Origin of the sequence: Flavobacterium sp. GCM10022190 (assembly GCF_042656445.1) — a bacterium.
Classification (GTDB): Bacteria; Bacteroidota; Bacteroidia; order Flavobacteriales; family Flavobacteriaceae; genus Flavobacterium; species Flavobacterium nitratireducens.
Window position 1 is genome coordinate 65918 of the sequence record NZ_JBHSOQ010000005.1, and the last position, 14280, is coordinate 80197.

Below are 14280 nucleotides of genomic sequence, written 5' to 3' on the forward strand. Positions count from 1 at the left end.
TACGGTCTTTTTTTTGAAATCTCTAAAAATTTATCAGATTATCCTTGTTTGTGAATGCTTTAGATTTTTTTCTTGTCTTTAATTTTTAGTTAATTCACTGTTAATCTAATCTTTTCTTTGTTTTTAGGTAGGAATTAATGTTGTTGAAAATTAATCAATTAAGATTTGTAGAGTAAAAAATAATTTATACATTTGCAACCCCGTAAAAAGCGGGAATTCAATTTACATAATAATTTTTAGTATTAATTATGCCAACAATTCAACAATTAGTAAGAACTGGAAGAACCCAGATAACTAAGAAGAGTAAATCGGTTGCTTTAGATTCTTGTCCTCAAAGAAGAGGGGTTTGTACGCGTGTTTACACTACTACACCAAAAAAACCAAACTCAGCTATGCGTAAAGTTGCGCGTGTGCGTTTGACAAATGGTAATGAAGTGAATGCTTACATCCCTGGAGAAGGACACAATCTACAAGAGCACTCGATAGTATTAGTTAGGGGTGGAAGGGTAAAAGATTTACCAGGAGTTAGATATCACATCGTTCGTGGTGCACTTGATACATCAGGTGTTGCTGGAAGAACGCAAAGAAGATCTAAGTACGGTGCTAAACGCCCAAAAGAAGCAAAAAAGTAATTTAAAAAATTAATCTTTTATAAGTCTAATGACTTATAAGTGTTTAATGTTTTATTAAAAAAAAGACATGAGAAAAAGACAGGCTAAAAAAAGACCTCTTTTACCAGATCCAAGATTTAATGATCAATTGGTAACACGTTTTGTGAACAACTTAATGTGGGATGGTAAAAAATCTACAGCTTTTAAAGTGTTTTATGATGCAATTGATATCATTGAAACAAAAAAGCAAAATGACGAGAAAACTTCATTAGAAATCTGGAAAGATGCTTTAACAAACGTTATGCCTCACGTAGAAGTGCGTAGTCGTAGAGTTGGTGGAGCTACATTCCAAATTCCAATGCAAATTCGCCCAGACAGAAAAATTTCTATGGCAATGAAATGGTTAATCCTTTATGCTAGAAGAAGGAATGAAAAGTCTATGGCTCAAAGATTGGCTTCTGAGTGTTTGGCTGCGGCTAAAGAAGAAGGAGCAGCTGTTAAGAAAAGAATGGATACTCACAAAATGGCAGAAGCTAATAAAGCTTTCTCTCACTTTAGATTTTAATTCATAGAGAAATGGCTAGAGACTTAAAATATACAAGAAATATTGGAATTGCGGCTCACATTGATGCTGGTAAAACAACAACAACTGAGCGTATTCTTTTTTATACAGGTAAATCACATAAAATTGGTGAGGTGCACGATGGTGCTGCAACAATGGACTGGATGGCGCAAGAGCAAGAAAGAGGTATTACAATTACTTCTGCTGCTACAACTTGTGAGTGGAATTTCCCAACTGAACAAGGGAAAATTTTGCCAGAGTCTAAGCCTTATCACTTTAATATTATCGATACTCCTGGGCACGTTGACTTTACTGTAGAGGTAAACCGTTCTTTACGTGTATTAGATGGGTTAGTTTTCTTGTTTTCTGCTGTTGATGGTGTTGAGCCTCAATCAGAAACTAACTGGAGATTAGCTGATCAGTATAAAGTGCCTCGTATGGGGTTTGTGAACAAAATGGACCGTCAAGGATCTAACTTTTTGGCTGTATGTCAACAAGTAAAAGATATGTTGAAGTCTAATGCTGTTGCAATTACTTTACCAATCGGAGAAGAAAATGATTTCAAAGGAGTTGTTGATTTAGTGAAAAATCAAGCTATTGTATGGCATGATGCTACTCAAGGGGCTACTTTTGATATTGTTGATATTCCTGCTGATATGATTGATGATGTGAAGCATTATCGTTCTATCCTTATCGAAGAAATCGCTACTTATGACGAGAATCTTTTAGATAAGTATATGGAAGATGAGAACTCTATTACTGAAGAAGAAATTAACACTGCATTAAGAGCTGCTGTTATGGATATGGCTATCATTCCTATGATTGCTGGTTCTTCTTTCAAAAACAAAGGGGTTCAATTCATGTTAGATGCAGTATGTAAATACTTGCCATCTCCATTAGATAAAGAAGGTATTAAAGGAATTCATCCAGATGATGCTGAATTATTAGAAGAAGATCAAACTCAAATTTTGCGTAAGCCAGATGTTAAAGAGCCTTTTGCTGCTTTAGCGTTTAAAATTGCTACTGACCCATTCGTAGGTCGTTTAGCTTTCTTCCGTGCTTACTCAGGAAGATTAGATGCTGGTTCTTATGTTTTGAACACTCGTTCAGGAAACAAAGAAAGAATTTCTCGTATCTATCAAATGCACGCTAATAAACAAAATCCAATCGAATATATTGAGGCTGGAGATATTGGAGCGGCTGTTGGATTTAAAGATATTAAAACTGGAGATACATTGTGTGATGAAAAACACCCAATTATTCTTGAGTCTATGAAATTCCCTGCGCCGGTAATTGGTATTGCTATTGAGCCTAAAACTAAGGCTGACGTAGATAAAATGGGTATGGCTTTAGCTAAATTAGCTGAAGAAGATCCAACATTTACAGTTAGAACTGATGAGGCTTCTGGTCAGACAATTATCTCTGGTATGGGTGAGCTTCACTTAGATATCTTAGTGGATCGTATGAAACGTGAATTTAAAGTTGAAGTAAACCAAGGTGAGCCTCAAGTAGAATATAAAGAAGCGTTTACAAAATCTGCTCAACATAGAGAGGTTTATAAGAAACAATCTGGAGGTCGTGGTAAATTCGGTGATATCGTATTTAGAGTAGAGCCTGCTGATGAAGTTGATGGTAAACCATTTGTTGGATTACAGTTTGTTAATGAAGTAAAAGGTGGTAACGTTCCTAAAGAATATATTCCTGCTGTTGAAAAAGGTTTCAGAGAAGCTATGAAAACAGGTCCTTTGGCTGGTTATCAAGTTGATAGTTTGAAAGTAACATTGTTAGACGGATCTTTCCACCCGGTGGATTCGGATGCACTTTCTTTCGAATTAGCTGCTAGAATGGGTTATAGAGAGGTGGCTAAAGCTGCTGGAGCTGTAATTCTTGAGCCAATTATGAAAATGGAAGTAATTACTCCAGAAGAAAACATGGGAGATATCGTTGGTGATATTAACCGTCGTAGAGGTCAGGTTAATGACATGGGTGATAGAAATGGAGCAAAAACTATTAAAGCAGATGTGCCGTTATCAGAAATGTTTGGTTATGTTACTACATTAAGAACATTGTCTTCTGGTAGAGCAACTTCTACAATGGAATTCTCTCACTATTCAGAAACACCTGCTAATATTTCAGAAGCAGTAATTAAAAAAGCAAAAGGAAACGCTTAATCTTTAAGAAAATGAGTCAAAAAATCAGAATAAAATTAAAATCTTACGATCATATGTTGGTAGACAAGTCTGCTGAAAAGATTGTAAAAACGGTTAAGACTACCGGAGCAGTGGTAACAGGGCCAATTCCTTTGCCAACTCACAAAAAATTATTTACAGTATTGCGTTCTCCGCACGTAAATAAAAAAGCTAGAGAGCAATTTGAAGTAATGTCATATAAGAGATTAATTGATATTTATTCATCTTCATCTAAAACTATCGATGCTTTGATGAAATTAGAGTTACCTAGTGGAGTTGAAGTAGAAATCAAAGTTTAAGTTTTTTTTCAAGAGTAAATTAGAGCACTTCGTTTAAGTGAAAAGTTTTTTTGGATTGTGTGTAAATAAGTTATACTTTTGCACCACTTTTAAAAACAGCTCACTTAAACGATTGTGTTCTGTTTTTATATTTAATAATTAATAATTAATATTTATGTCTGGGTTAATTGGTAGAAAAATCGGCATGACTAGTCTTTTTGATGAGAACGGGAAGAATATTCCTTGTACTGTTATTGAGGCAGGTCCATGTGTTGTTACCCAAGTCAGAACCAAAGAGGTTGACGGGTATGAAGCGTTGCAACTTGGTTTCGATGACAAAAACGAGAAACATTCCACAAAAGCGGCTTTAGGTCACTTTAAAAAGGCTGGAACTGTTGCTAAGAAAAAAGTCGTTGAATTCAAAGAATTTGCAACTGAACAAAAATTAGGAGATCTTATAGATGTTTCTATTTTTGAAGAAGGAGAATTTGTGGATGTACAAGGTGTGTCTAAAGGTAAAGGTTTTCAAGGTGTTGTGAAACGTCACGGATTTGGTGGGGTTGGACAAGCTACACATGGTCAACATAACCGTTTGAGAGCGCCAGGTTCTGTAGGAGCTTCTTCTTATCCATCTAGAGTATTCAAAGGAATGCGTATGGCTGGAAGAACAGGAGGAGAAAATGTAAAAGTTCAAAACCTTAGAGTTTTAAAAGTAGTGGCTGATAAGAACCTACTTGTTATTAAAGGATGTGTTCCTGGACATAATAACTCTTATGTAATCATTCAGAAGTAATGGAAGTAAAAGTATTAGATTTCAACGGAAAAGATACTGGAAGAAAAGTTCAACTTTCTGATTCAGTATTCGCAATTGAGCCAAATAATCACGCTGTGTATCTTGATGTGAAGCAATATCTTGCTAATCAAAGACAAGGAACTCATAAAGCTAAAGAAAGAGCTGAAGTTGCTGGTAGTACACGTAAGATTAAAAAGCAAAAAGGTACAGGTACTGCTCGTGCAGGATCTGCTAAGTCACCTGTATTTAAAGGTGGAGGAACTATTTTTGGACCTAGACCAAGAAGTTATTCATTCAAATTGAATAAAAACTTGAAACGTTTAGCTAGAAAATCAGCGTTCTCGATAAAAGCTAAAGAATCGAACATTATCGTTCTTGAAGACTTTAATTTTGAAACTCCAAGCACTAAAAATTTCATTAACGTTTTGAAAGCTTTAGAGTTAGAAAATAAAAAATCATTATTTGTATTGGGTGATACCAATAAAAATGTATATTTGTCGTCACGTAATTTAAAGGCGTCTAATGTTGTAAGTAACTCAGAATTAAGCACTTACGCTATTTTGAATGCTAATAATTTAGTGCTTTTAGAGAGTTCTTTGGGAGTAATTGAAGAAAATTTAAGTAAATAATAGGATATGAGTATCATAATTAAACCTATAGTAACGGAAAAAGTAACCAAAGAAAGTGAAGTTTTAAACCGTTTTGGATTTGTAGTTGACAAAAAAGCAAACAAAGTTGAAATTAAGAAAGCTGTTGAGGCTGCTTATGGAGTAACTGTTGTTAGTGTTAACACAATCAACGTAAGGCCGGATAGAACTACAAAATACACTAAAAGTGGTTTAATCAGTGGAAAGTCAAATGCTTACAAAAAAGCACTTGTTCAAGTACAAGAAGGAGAAACAATTGATTTTTACAACAATATCTAAGATATTAATAAGATATAAAAATGTCAGTAAGAAAATTAAAACCTATTACCGCAGGTCAGCGATTTAGAGTTGTGAATGGTTATGACGCCATTACAACTGATAAGCCGGAACGCTCTTTGATAGCGCCGATAAAAAACTCTGGAGGTAGAAATAGTCAAGGAAAGATGACCATGCGTTATACGGGTGGTGGTCACAAGCAGAGATACCGTATTATTGATTTCAAAAGAACTAAAGATGGAATTCCAGCTACAGTGAAATCAATTGAATACGATCCAAATCGTACTGCTTTTATTGCTTTGTTAGCTTATGCTGATGGAGAAAAAACGTATGTAATTGCTCAAAATGGTTTGAAAGTTGGTCAGAAATTAGTTTCTGGTGCTGAGGCTCAACCAGAAATTGGTAATACTTTACCATTGAGTAAAATTCCTTTGGGAACTGTAATCTCTTGTATTGAGTTACGTCCAGGTCAAGGAGCTGTAATTGCTCGTTCAGCTGGAACATTTGCTCAATTAATGGCAAGAGATGGAAAATATGCTACAATTAAAATGCCTTCTGGAGAAACAAGATTGATCTTGTTAACTTGTTCAGCTACAATTGGAGCAGTTTCTAACTCAGATCATCAATTAGTGGTATCTGGAAAAGCAGGTAGAACTAGATGGTTAGGAAGAAGACCAAGAACAAGACCAGTAGCGATGAACCCTGTTGATCACCCAATGGGAGGTGGTGAAGGTCGTTCTTCTGGAGGACATCCACGTTCAAGAAATGGAGTACCAGCTAAAGGTTATAGAACTCGTTCTCCGAAAAATCCGAGTAATAAGTATATCGTAGAACGTAGAAAGAAATAATTAAGATATGGCACGTTCATTAAAAAAAGGACCTTTCGTTCATTATAAATTAGAGAAGAAAGTTGAAGAAAACATCGCAGGTGGAAATAAAGGAGTGGTTAAGACTTGGTCTAGAGCTTCTATGATTACTCCTGACTTTGTTGGACAAACTATCGCAGTTCACAACGGTCGTCAATTTGTACCTGTTTACGTAACTGAGAATATGGTAGGACATAAATTAGGAGAATTTTCACCAACTAGATCTTTTAGAGGTCATGCTGGAGCAAAAAATAAAGGTAAAAAATAAAAGAAGCAATGGGAGTTCGTAAAAGAGAAACAGCAGATGCGAGAAAAGAGGCTAATAAGTCTATTGCTTTCGCAAAATTGAATAACTGCCCTACTTCACCTAGAAAAATGCGCTTAGTAGCGGACTTGGTAAGAGGTCAGAAGGTAGAAAGAGCACTTAACATCTTGAGATTCAGTTCTAAAGAAGCGTCAAGAAAATTAGAAAAACTATTATTATCTGCAATCAACAACTGGGAGCAAAAAAATAGTGAAGCTAGTTTAGAAGAAGCTGGATTATTTGTTAAAGAGATCAGAGTAGATGGTGGAATGATGTTGAAAAGACTTCGTCCAGCTCCGCAAGGTCGTGCACACAGAATTAGAAAACGTTCTAATCACGTAACAATCGTGTTAGGAGCTATTAATAACACACAAGCAAATTAATAACAAGATGGGACAAAAGACAAATCCAATTGGAAATAGACTTGGTATCATCAGAGGATGGGACTCAAACTGGTATGGTGGAAATGATTATGGTGATAAAATCGCTGAAGATCACAAAATCAGAAAGTATGTACATGCTCGCTTATCAAAAGCTAGTGTATCTAAAGTAATTATCGAGAGAACTTTAAAACTTGTAACCGTTACTATCACTACGGCTCGTCCAGGTATCATCATTGGTAAAGGAGGTCAAGAGGTAGACAAGTTGAAAGAAGAACTTAAGAAAGTTACTGACAAAGAGGTTCAAATCAACATCTTTGAAATTAAAAGACCTGAGTTAGATGCTTATTTAGTTGCAACAAGCATCGCTCGTCAAATCGAAAGCCGTATTTCTTACAGACGTGCAATCAAAATGGCTATTGCTGCTTCTATGCGTATGAACGCTGAAGGTATCAAAGTTTTGATTTCTGGTCGTTTGAATGGAGCTGAGATGGCACGTTCAGAAGGTTTCAAAGAAGGAAGAATTCCTTTGTCAACTTTCAGAGCTGATATTGATTATGCACTTGCTGAGGCACATACTACTTACGGTAGAATGGGTATTAAAGTGTGGATCATGAAAGGTGAGGTTTACGGAAAGAGAGAATTATCTCCACTTGCTGGAATGGACAAAAAACAATCTAGTGGTAAAGGTGGTGATGCTCCTCGTGGAAAATCTAACTTTTCTAAAGGTGGAAAATCAGACGCTCGTAAAAGAAAGTAATTTTTAAATTAAAGAAAAATGTTACAGCCTAAAAGAACAAAATACCGTAAGGTACAAAAAGGTAGAATGAAAGGTAACTCTCAAAGAGGGCATGAACTTTCTAACGGAATGTTTGGTATTAAATCTGTTCATGAAGATGGTATGTTCTTAACTTCTCGTCAAATCGAAGCTGCGCGTATTGCTGCAACTCGTTACATGAAAAGAGAGGGACAATTATGGATTAAAATATTTCCAGACAAGCCAATTACTAAGAAACCTCTAGAGGTACGTATGGGTAAAGGAAAAGGAGCAGTAGAATACTGGGCTGCCGTTGTTAAACCTGGAAGAATTATGTTTGAAGTTGGTGGTGTTCCATTGTCAGTTGCAAAAGAGGCTTTACGTCTTGCAGCACAAAAACTACCAGTTAAAACTAAATTCGTTGTTGCTAGAGATTTCGAAGCATAATCTTATATTATTATGAAACAATCAGAAATAAAAGATCTTTCTGCAGCACAGTTGCAAGAAAATCTTAGCCAAGCTAAGAAAAGATATGCTGACCTAAAAATGGCTCACGCAATATCTCCAATTGAAAATCCACTTCAAATTAGAAGTTTAAGAAGAACAGTTGCGAGATTGGCTACTGAGCTTACTAAAAGAGAGGTGCAATAATTGTAATCTGCGAAAGATGGAAAAAAGAAATTTAAGAAAAGAAAGAATCGGGGTTGTTACTTCAAACAAAATGGATAAATCTATTGTTGTTGCACAAGTAACTAAAGTAAAACACCCATTATACGGTAAGTTCGTATTGAAAACAAAGAAATTTGTTGCACATGACGAAACAAACGACTGTAACATTGGAGATACTGTAAGAATTAGCGAAACGCGTCCTTTAAGTAAATCAAAATGTTGGAGATTAGTTGAAATCCTAGAAAGAGCTAAATAATTATGGTACAACAAGAATCAAGACTAAAAGTAGCAGATAACACAGGAGCTAAAGAAGTTTTAACTATCCGTGTTTTAGGAGGTACTAAAAGAAGATATGCCTCTGTTGGTGATAAGATTGTAGTATCTATCAAAGATTCAACTCCAAACGGAAACGTGAAAAAAGGAGCTGTATCAACTGCAGTTGTTGTACGTACCAAAAAAGAAGTGAGAAGAGCTGATGGTTCTTACATTCGTTTCGATGACAATGCTTGTGTTTTATTAAATGCAGCAGGAGAAATGAGAGGAACTCGTGTTTTTGGTCCGGTAGCAAGAGAACTTCGTGAAAAACAATTCATGAAAATTGTATCATTAGCACCAGAAGTGCTTTAATTCGTTATAAGATGATAAAGCTAAAAATAAAATCAGGTGACATTGTAAGAGTAATTGCTGGAGATCACAAAGGTGCTGAAGGTAAAGTATTACGTGTTGACCGTGAGAAAAACAAAGCGATTGTTGAAGGTGTAAACTTGGTGTCTAAACACACTAAACCAAGTGCAAAAAATCCTCAAGGAGGAATCGTTAAAAAGGAAGCTCCAATTCAAATTTCTAATATCTCTTTAATTGATCCTAAAACAAAGGAAACAACTAGAGTAGGTATAAGAGTTGAAGGAGATAAGAAAGTAAGATTTTCAAAAAAATCTAATCAAGTACTATAGTAATGGCTTATATACCTAGATTAAAAGAAGAATATAAGAGTAGAGTAATCTCTGCTCTTACTGAAGAATTCGGTTACAAAAACGTAATGCAAGTTCCTAAATTGGAAAAAATCGTTTTGAGCCGTGGAGTTGGTGCAGCTGTATCTGATAAAAAATTAATCGACTATGCTGTTGAGGAATTAACAAAGATCACTGGACAAAAAGCAGTTTCTACAATCTCTAAGAAAGACGTTGCGTCTTTCAAATTGAGAAAAGGAATGCCTATTGGAGCAAAAGTTACTTTGCGTGGAGAAAGAATGTATGAATTCTTAGATAGATTGATTACTTCAGCTTTACCACGTGTAAGAGATTTTAACGGAATCAAAGCTACAGGTTTTGATGGAAGAGGAAACTACAATCTTGGAGTATTAGAGCAAATCATTTTCCCAGAAATTGATATTGACAAAGTGAACAAGATTTCAGGAATGGATATCACTTTTGTTACTACTGCTCAAACAGACAAAGAAGCAAAGTCATTATTGGCTGAATTAGGTTTACCTTTTAAAAAGAATTAAGACATGGCTAAAGAATCAATGAAAGCCCGCGAGGTTAAGAGACAAAAAACGGTAGAAAAGTATGCTGAGAAAAGAAAAGCTTTGTTAGAAGCTGGGGATTTCGTAGGTTTGCAAAAATTACCAAAAAATGCTTCACCAGTTCGTTTACACAATCGTTGTAAATTAACAGGAAGACCAAGAGGGTACATGCGTCAATTCGGTATTTCACGTGTAACTTTCCGTGAAATGGCTAATAATGGATTGATACCAGGAGTTAAAAAAGCAAGCTGGTAACAAATTGAGTTTTAATTGGTTAAAGGTTCGATGAGAGAGACTCGGAGAAAACCATAACCGCAAATTAATAAATATGAATACAGATCCTATTGCAGATTATTTAACGCGAGTTAGAAACGCTGTGGCTGCAAACCACAAAGTTGTTGAAATTCCGGCATCTAATCTAAAAAAAGAGATAACTAAGATTTTATTTGATCAAGGTTATATCTTAAGTTACAAATTTGAGCAGAACACAGTACAAGGTTCTATCAAGATTGCTTTGAAGTACGATAAAGATACTAAAGAGCCAGTTATTAAAGATATCCAAAGAATTAGTAAGCCAGGTTTGCGTAAATATTCAAGTTCTGCAAACATTCCTAGAATCCTTAACGGATTGGGTATTGCTATTGTTTCTACATCAAAAGGTTTGATGACTGGAAAGAAAGCTAAGCAATTAAATGTAGGTGGTGAAGTAATTTGCTACGTATACTAATTTAAAAAGACTTATTAAGATGTCAAGAATAGGAAAAAGCCCAATTGTAATCCCTGCTGGAGTAACTGTAGAAGTTAAAGACGGTATTATTACAGTAAAAGGAAAAAATGGTCAACTAACACAGGAGTTTTCGGATGTAACTGTAAAAGTTGAAGGTGATCAAGTTTTAGTAGAAAGATCATCTGATCACAAAGATCAAAGAGCAAAACATGGTTTGTACAGATCTTTAATCAATAACATGATTGTTGGTGTAACTGATGGATTTACTAAATCTTTAGAATTGGTTGGAGTAGGTTATAGAGCTTCTAACCAAGGACAAAAATTAGATTTAGCTCTTGGATTTTCTCACAATATTGTTTTAGAAGTTGCTCCAGAAGTAATTGTTGAAACTATATCTGAAAAAGGTAAGAACCCAATCGTAAAATTAACATCTTATGATAAACAACTTTTAGGAGCTGTAGCTGCGAAAATCAGAGGATTCCGTAGACCAGAGCCATATAAAGGAAAAGGTGTTAAATTTGTAGGTGAAGTATTAAGAAGAAAAGCAGGTAAATCAGCTTAAAAAATAAGATTATGTCATTAACAAAACCTGAAAGAAGACAGAGAATCAGATTCAGAATCAGAAAAACGGTAAGTGGTACTGCTACTAGCCCAAGATTATCTGTATTTAGAAGTAACAAAGAAATTTATGCTCAATTAATTGATGACGTAAACGGAGTTACATTATTATCTGCTTCTTCAAGAGAGAAAGAAATAGGAAAAGGTACTAACGTTGAAGTTGCAGCTGCAGTTGGAAAATTGGTTGCTGAAAAAGCGTTAAAAGCTGGGGTAGATACAGTGAAATTCGATAGAGGAGGATACTTATACCACGGTCGTATAAAATCATTAGCAGAAGGCGCAAGAGCCGCTGGACTTAAATTCTAATATATTATGTCTAAATACAAAAATGTAGAATTAGTAAAACCAAGTGGTCTTGAACTTAAAGATCGTCTGGTAAGTGTAAATCGTGTTACTAAAGTTACAAAAGGAGGTAGAGCTTTTGGTTTTTCTGCTATTGTAGTTGTAGGTGATGAAAACGGAGTAGTTGGTCACGGATTAGGAAAATCTAAAGACGTTTCTGAAGCAATTGCGAAAGCAGTAGAAGATGCTAAGAAAAACTTAGTTAGAATTCCTTTGAATGGTCAATCAGTTCCTCACGAACAAAAAGGTAAATTTGGTGGTGCACGTGTATTTTTAATTCCTGCTTCTCATGGTACAGGAGTTATTGCTGGTGGAGCTGTTCGTTCAGTTCTTGAATCAGTAGGTATTCACGATGTATTGTCAAAATCTCAAGGATCGTCAAATCCTCACAACGTAGTGAAAGCAACTTTTGATGCTTTATTACAAATGAGAAGTGCTCACACCGTTGCAAAACAAAGAGGAGTATCTTTAGAAAAAGTTTTTAAAGGTTAATCAAGGAAATTATGGCTAAATTATTAGTAAAACAAGTTAGAAGTAAAATCAACTGTCCACTTGATCAAAAAAGAGGATTAGAGGCTTTAGGTCTACGTAAAATGGGTCAAGTTGTAGAGCATGACTCAAACCCTGCAATCCTTGGGATGATAAACAAAGTTAAACACTTAGTTTCTGTAGAAGAAGCTAAATAACAAATAACTGTTATGAATTTAAGTAACTTACAACCAGCTGAAGGGTCAACACACAATCAAAATAAGAGAGTTGGTAGAGGAGAAGGTTCTGGAAAAGGTGGTACTGCTGCACGTGGACACAAAGGAGCTAAATCTCGTTCTGGATATTCTAAAAAGATTGGTTTTGAAGGAGGTCAAATGCCTCTTCAAAGACGTGTACCTAAGTTTGGTTTTAAAAACATCAATCGTAAAGAATACGAAGGTGTAAATCTTGATACGCTTCAATTATTAGTTGATAATGGAATTGTTACAGATACTGTTGATATGGCAGTTTATGTTGAAAACCGTTTGGCTACTAAAAACGAGATTGTAAAGATTTTAGGAAGAGGAGAATTGAAAGCTAAATTAAAAGTATCTGCTCACAAATTTACTGCTACTGCAAAAGCGGCTATCGAAGCTGTTGGTGGAGAAGCTGTAACACTATAATTTTTCAATTAGTATGAAGAAATTTTTTGAATCATTAAGTAATGTTTGGAAAATCGAGGAACTAAAAAATAGAATCCTTATTACATTAGGTCTTTTATTAGTTTATCGTTTTGGAGCACACGTTACTCTTCCAGGAATTGACGCTACACAATTAAACAGTTTAGCTGGCCAAACCGAAAAAGGTATTGGGTCTATTTTAGATATGTTTACTGGAGGAGCTTTTTCTAAAGCGTCAGTTTTTGCTTTAGGGATTATGCCTTATATTTCTGCATCTATCGTTGTACAGCTTATGGGAATTGCTATTCCTTATTTGCAAAAATTACAAAGTGATGGAGAAAGTGGTAGAAAAAAGATTAACCAAATTACACGTTGGTTGACTATTGTAATTACTTTAGTTCAAGGACCTACGTATATATATAATCTTTACAGAACGCTACCAGGAAGTGCATTTTTATTAGGTTTTAATTCTTTTGAATTCTTATTTTCTTCAGTAATTATCTTAGTTACAGGTACAATTTTTGCCATGTGGTTGGGAGAAAAAATAACTGATAAAGGAATCGGAAATGGTATCTCACTTTTAATTATGGTGGGTATCTTGGCAAGATTTCCTCAGGCGTTTATTCAAGAATTTACAACTAGAGTTACAAACAACAATGGAGGTCCAATGTTGTTAGTACTTGAAATAATTATTTGGCTTTTAGTTATCATTGCATGTGTATTGCTAACTATGGCTATTCGAAAAATACCAGTTCAGTATGCTCGTCGTACTGCTTCTGGTGATTTTGAACAAGATATGTTAGGTGGAAATAGACAATGGATTCCTTTAAAGCTTAATGCTTCTGGGGTTATGCCTATCATTTTTGCACAAGCAATTATGTTTATACCTGCTGCTTTGGCAGGATTGTCAAAATCCGATGCTTCACAATCTATTGTAGGTGCTTTTAGTAATATGTTCGGTTTTTGGTATAATTTTGTATTCGCTTTATTAATTATTGTGTTTACTTACTTTTATACTGCAATTACAGTTCCTACTAATAAGATGTCAGATGATCTTAAAAGAAGTGGTGGTTTTATTCCGGGTGTAAGACCAGGAGCTGAAACTTCTGATTTTCTTGACAAAGTGATGTCTTTGATAACTTTTCCAGGTTCTTTATTTCTTGCTCTAATAGCTGTGTTCCCAGCCATAGTTGTAAGTCTTATGGATGTTCAACAATCTTGGGCAATGTTTTTTGGAGGTACCTCATTAATTATTATGGTAGGTGTTGCAATTGACACAATTCAACAAATCAATTCATACTTGTTGAATAAACATTATGATGGTTTAATGAAAAGCGGAAAAAATAGAAAAGCAGTAGCTTAATATTATGGCAAAACAATCAGCAATAGAACAAGACGGATCAATCATTGAAGCATTATCTAATGCAATGTTCCGTGTAGAATTAGAGAATGGACACGTTGTAATTGCTCATATTTCTGGAAAAATGCGTATGCATTACATCAAATTATTACCTGGTGATAAAGTGAAATTAGAAATGAGTCCTTACGATTTGTCAAAAGCAAGAATTACTTATAGATATTAAAGATA

26 protein-coding genes are annotated in these 14280 nt (G+C 35.0%); all 26 read left to right on the forward strand.

All coding sequences use genetic code 11. The annotated features are described in order from the left end of the window. Positions 1-248: 248 nt before the first annotated feature. The 26 genes from rpsL (at position 249) to infA (ending at position 14275) form a co-directional block, all read left to right on the forward strand. On the forward strand, positions 249-632 hold the full coding sequence (gene rpsL / locus ACFPTQ_RS14445) for a 30S ribosomal protein S12 (protein ID WP_007136570.1): 384 nt from the start codon (positions 249-251) through the stop codon (positions 630-632). Between the two features lie 67 nt (positions 633-699). Beyond that, a complete protein-coding gene (rpsG, locus tag ACFPTQ_RS14450; RefSeq protein WP_026714651.1) occupies positions 700-1176 on the forward strand; it encodes a 30S ribosomal protein S7 in 477 nt (158 codons plus the stop codon). An 11-nt stretch (positions 1177-1187) separates the two neighbouring features. Then, the gene (fusA, locus tag ACFPTQ_RS14455; RefSeq protein ID WP_278036371.1) at positions 1188-3344 is read left to right on the forward strand and encodes an elongation factor G; all 2157 of its coding nucleotides are present in this window, start codon (positions 1188-1190) and stop codon (positions 3342-3344) included. Between the two features lie 11 nt (positions 3345-3355). After that, positions 3356-3661 carry a 30S ribosomal protein S10 gene (gene rpsJ / locus ACFPTQ_RS14460; protein ID WP_007803605.1) on the forward strand — a complete coding sequence of 102 codons (306 nt, stop codon included), beginning with the start codon at positions 3356-3358 and terminating at the stop codon, positions 3659-3661. A gap of 154 nt (positions 3662-3815) precedes the next feature. Further along, the gene (gene rplC / locus ACFPTQ_RS14465) at positions 3816-4433 is read left to right on the forward strand and encodes a 50S ribosomal protein L3 (RefSeq protein WP_379778388.1); all 618 of its coding nucleotides are present in this window, start codon (positions 3816-3818) and stop codon (positions 4431-4433) included. Beyond that, positions 4433-5062, forward strand: coding sequence for a 50S ribosomal protein L4 (gene rplD / locus ACFPTQ_RS14470; RefSeq protein ID WP_278036369.1), 630 nt, complete (start codon positions 4433-4435; stop codon positions 5060-5062). Before rplC ends, rplD begins: the two co-directional genes overlap by 1 nt. Positions 5063-5068: 6 nt before the next feature. Next, entirely contained in the window at positions 5069-5359 is a 291-nt protein-coding gene (gene rplW / locus ACFPTQ_RS14475; RefSeq protein WP_278036368.1) for a 50S ribosomal protein L23, read from the forward strand. Positions 5360-5379: 20 nt separating this feature from the next. Then, positions 5380-6204, forward strand: a complete 825-nt coding sequence (gene rplB / locus ACFPTQ_RS14480; protein WP_278036367.1) for a 50S ribosomal protein L2 — start codon at positions 5380-5382, stop codon at positions 6202-6204. A 7-nt stretch (positions 6205-6211) separates the two neighbouring features. After that, on the forward strand, positions 6212-6490 hold the full coding sequence (gene rpsS, locus ACFPTQ_RS14485) for a 30S ribosomal protein S19 (protein ID WP_024981511.1): 279 nt from the start codon (positions 6212-6214) through the stop codon (positions 6488-6490). Positions 6491-6498: 8 nt separating this feature from the next. Continuing rightward, complete coding sequence (gene rplV / locus ACFPTQ_RS14490; protein ID WP_278036366.1) at positions 6499-6909, forward strand: 50S ribosomal protein L22; 411 nt, start codon at positions 6499-6501, stop codon at positions 6907-6909. 7 nt (positions 6910-6916) lie between these two features. Next, positions 6917-7666 carry a 30S ribosomal protein S3 gene (gene rpsC / locus ACFPTQ_RS14495; RefSeq protein WP_278036365.1) on the forward strand — a complete coding sequence of 250 codons (750 nt, stop codon included), beginning with the start codon at positions 6917-6919 and terminating at the stop codon, positions 7664-7666. A gap of 18 nt (positions 7667-7684) precedes the next feature. Beyond that, positions 7685-8110, forward strand: a complete 426-nt coding sequence (gene rplP / locus ACFPTQ_RS14500; RefSeq protein WP_008464295.1) for a 50S ribosomal protein L16 — start codon at positions 7685-7687, stop codon at positions 8108-8110. Positions 8111-8122: 12 nt separating this feature from the next. Beyond that, positions 8123-8314, forward strand: a complete 192-nt coding sequence (gene rpmC / locus ACFPTQ_RS14505) for a 50S ribosomal protein L29 (protein ID WP_066329359.1) — start codon at positions 8123-8125, stop codon at positions 8312-8314. 16 nt (positions 8315-8330) lie between these two features. Then, on the forward strand, positions 8331-8588 hold the full coding sequence (rpsQ, locus tag ACFPTQ_RS14510; protein WP_024981515.1) for a 30S ribosomal protein S17: 258 nt from the start codon (positions 8331-8333) through the stop codon (positions 8586-8588). Positions 8589-8590: 2 nt separating this feature from the next. Further along, on the forward strand, positions 8591-8959 hold the full coding sequence (gene rplN, locus ACFPTQ_RS14515) for a 50S ribosomal protein L14 (protein ID WP_026714640.1): 369 nt from the start codon (positions 8591-8593) through the stop codon (positions 8957-8959). 11 nt (positions 8960-8970) lie between these two features. Continuing rightward, positions 8971-9285, forward strand: coding sequence for a 50S ribosomal protein L24 (gene rplX / locus ACFPTQ_RS14520; protein ID WP_278036364.1), 315 nt, complete (start codon positions 8971-8973; stop codon positions 9283-9285). 2 nt (positions 9286-9287) lie between these two features. Next, the gene (rplE, locus tag ACFPTQ_RS14525; protein ID WP_066329356.1) at positions 9288-9839 is read left to right on the forward strand and encodes a 50S ribosomal protein L5; all 552 of its coding nucleotides are present in this window, start codon (positions 9288-9290) and stop codon (positions 9837-9839) included. Between the two features lie 3 nt (positions 9840-9842). Continuing rightward, entirely contained in the window at positions 9843-10112 is a 270-nt protein-coding gene (gene rpsN / locus ACFPTQ_RS14530; RefSeq protein ID WP_278036363.1) for a 30S ribosomal protein S14, read from the forward strand. 73 nt (positions 10113-10185) lie between these two features. Then, complete coding sequence (rpsH, locus tag ACFPTQ_RS14535) at positions 10186-10584, forward strand: 30S ribosomal protein S8 (RefSeq protein ID WP_278036362.1); 399 nt, start codon at positions 10186-10188, stop codon at positions 10582-10584. A 19-nt stretch (positions 10585-10603) separates the two neighbouring features. Beyond that, positions 10604-11146, forward strand: coding sequence for a 50S ribosomal protein L6 (rplF, locus tag ACFPTQ_RS14540; protein WP_278036361.1), 543 nt, complete (start codon positions 10604-10606; stop codon positions 11144-11146). 11 nt (positions 11147-11157) lie between these two features. Then, the gene (gene rplR, locus ACFPTQ_RS14545) at positions 11158-11508 is read left to right on the forward strand and encodes a 50S ribosomal protein L18 (RefSeq protein WP_278036360.1); all 351 of its coding nucleotides are present in this window, start codon (positions 11158-11160) and stop codon (positions 11506-11508) included. A 3-nt stretch (positions 11509-11511) separates the two neighbouring features. Next, a complete protein-coding gene (gene rpsE, locus ACFPTQ_RS14550) occupies positions 11512-12036 on the forward strand; it encodes a 30S ribosomal protein S5 (RefSeq protein ID WP_085949269.1) in 525 nt (174 codons plus the stop codon). An 11-nt stretch (positions 12037-12047) separates the two neighbouring features. Then, complete coding sequence (gene rpmD / locus ACFPTQ_RS14555) at positions 12048-12230, forward strand: 50S ribosomal protein L30 (protein WP_026707002.1); 183 nt, start codon at positions 12048-12050, stop codon at positions 12228-12230. Between the two features lie 12 nt (positions 12231-12242). After that, positions 12243-12695 (forward strand): 50S ribosomal protein L15, encoded by a 453-nt coding sequence (rplO, locus tag ACFPTQ_RS14560; protein WP_379778395.1) that lies wholly within the window; start codon positions 12243-12245, stop codon positions 12693-12695. Positions 12696-12708: 13 nt separating this feature from the next. Then, positions 12709-14055, forward strand: coding sequence for a preprotein translocase subunit SecY (secY, locus tag ACFPTQ_RS14565; protein WP_278036358.1), 1347 nt, complete (start codon positions 12709-12711; stop codon positions 14053-14055). Positions 14056-14059: 4 nt separating this feature from the next. Further along, on the forward strand, positions 14060-14275 hold the full coding sequence (gene infA / locus ACFPTQ_RS14570) for a translation initiation factor IF-1 (protein WP_026714631.1): 216 nt from the start codon (positions 14060-14062) through the stop codon (positions 14273-14275). The last annotated feature ends 5 nt before the right edge of the window (positions 14276-14280 follow it).

What these genes read in the sequence shown, in the direction of transcription:
- rplO (WP_379778395.1), top strand. Translation starts at nt 12,243, where the DNA reads ATGAATTTAAGTAACTTACAACCAGCTGAAGGGTCAACACACAATCAA.
- infA (WP_026714631.1), top strand. Translation starts at nt 14,060, where the DNA reads ATGGCAAAACAATCAGCAATAGAACAAGACGGATCAATCATTGAAGCA.
- rpsQ (WP_024981515.1), top strand. Translation starts at nt 8,331, where the DNA reads ATGGAAAAAAGAAATTTAAGAAAAGAAAGAATCGGGGTTGTTACTTCA.
- rpmC (WP_066329359.1), top strand. Translation starts at nt 8,123, where the DNA reads ATGAAACAATCAGAAATAAAAGATCTTTCTGCAGCACAGTTGCAAGAA.
- rplD (WP_278036369.1), top strand. Translation starts at nt 4,433, where the DNA reads ATGGAAGTAAAAGTATTAGATTTCAACGGAAAAGATACTGGAAGAAAA.
- rplN (WP_026714640.1), top strand. Translation starts at nt 8,591, where the DNA reads ATGGTACAACAAGAATCAAGACTAAAAGTAGCAGATAACACAGGAGCT.
- rplP (WP_008464295.1), top strand. Translation starts at nt 7,685, where the DNA reads ATGTTACAGCCTAAAAGAACAAAATACCGTAAGGTACAAAAAGGTAGA.
- rplX (WP_278036364.1), top strand. Translation starts at nt 8,971, where the DNA reads ATGATAAAGCTAAAAATAAAATCAGGTGACATTGTAAGAGTAATTGCT.
- rplW (WP_278036368.1), top strand. Translation starts at nt 5,069, where the DNA reads ATGAGTATCATAATTAAACCTATAGTAACGGAAAAAGTAACCAAAGAA.
- fusA (WP_278036371.1), top strand. Translation starts at nt 1,188, where the DNA reads ATGGCTAGAGACTTAAAATATACAAGAAATATTGGAATTGCGGCTCAC.
- rpsL (WP_007136570.1), top strand. Translation starts at nt 249, where the DNA reads ATGCCAACAATTCAACAATTAGTAAGAACTGGAAGAACCCAGATAACT.
- rpsN (WP_278036363.1), top strand. Translation starts at nt 9,843, where the DNA reads ATGGCTAAAGAATCAATGAAAGCCCGCGAGGTTAAGAGACAAAAAACG.
- rpsH (WP_278036362.1), top strand. Translation starts at nt 10,186, where the DNA reads ATGAATACAGATCCTATTGCAGATTATTTAACGCGAGTTAGAAACGCT.
- rplV (WP_278036366.1), top strand. Translation starts at nt 6,499, where the DNA reads ATGGGAGTTCGTAAAAGAGAAACAGCAGATGCGAGAAAAGAGGCTAAT.
- rpsG (WP_026714651.1), top strand. Translation starts at nt 700, where the DNA reads ATGAGAAAAAGACAGGCTAAAAAAAGACCTCTTTTACCAGATCCAAGA.
- rplF (WP_278036361.1), top strand. Translation starts at nt 10,604, where the DNA reads ATGTCAAGAATAGGAAAAAGCCCAATTGTAATCCCTGCTGGAGTAACT.
- rpsJ (WP_007803605.1), top strand. Translation starts at nt 3,356, where the DNA reads ATGAGTCAAAAAATCAGAATAAAATTAAAATCTTACGATCATATGTTG.
- rplE (WP_066329356.1), top strand. Translation starts at nt 9,288, where the DNA reads ATGGCTTATATACCTAGATTAAAAGAAGAATATAAGAGTAGAGTAATC.
- rplB (WP_278036367.1), top strand. Translation starts at nt 5,380, where the DNA reads ATGTCAGTAAGAAAATTAAAACCTATTACCGCAGGTCAGCGATTTAGA.
- rplC (WP_379778388.1), top strand. Translation starts at nt 3,816, where the DNA reads ATGTCTGGGTTAATTGGTAGAAAAATCGGCATGACTAGTCTTTTTGAT.
- rplR (WP_278036360.1), top strand. Translation starts at nt 11,158, where the DNA reads ATGTCATTAACAAAACCTGAAAGAAGACAGAGAATCAGATTCAGAATC.
- rpsS (WP_024981511.1), top strand. Translation starts at nt 6,212, where the DNA reads ATGGCACGTTCATTAAAAAAAGGACCTTTCGTTCATTATAAATTAGAG.
- rpmD (WP_026707002.1), top strand. Translation starts at nt 12,048, where the DNA reads ATGGCTAAATTATTAGTAAAACAAGTTAGAAGTAAAATCAACTGTCCA.
- rpsC (WP_278036365.1), top strand. Translation starts at nt 6,917, where the DNA reads ATGGGACAAAAGACAAATCCAATTGGAAATAGACTTGGTATCATCAGA.
- secY (WP_278036358.1), top strand. Translation starts at nt 12,709, where the DNA reads ATGAAGAAATTTTTTGAATCATTAAGTAATGTTTGGAAAATCGAGGAA.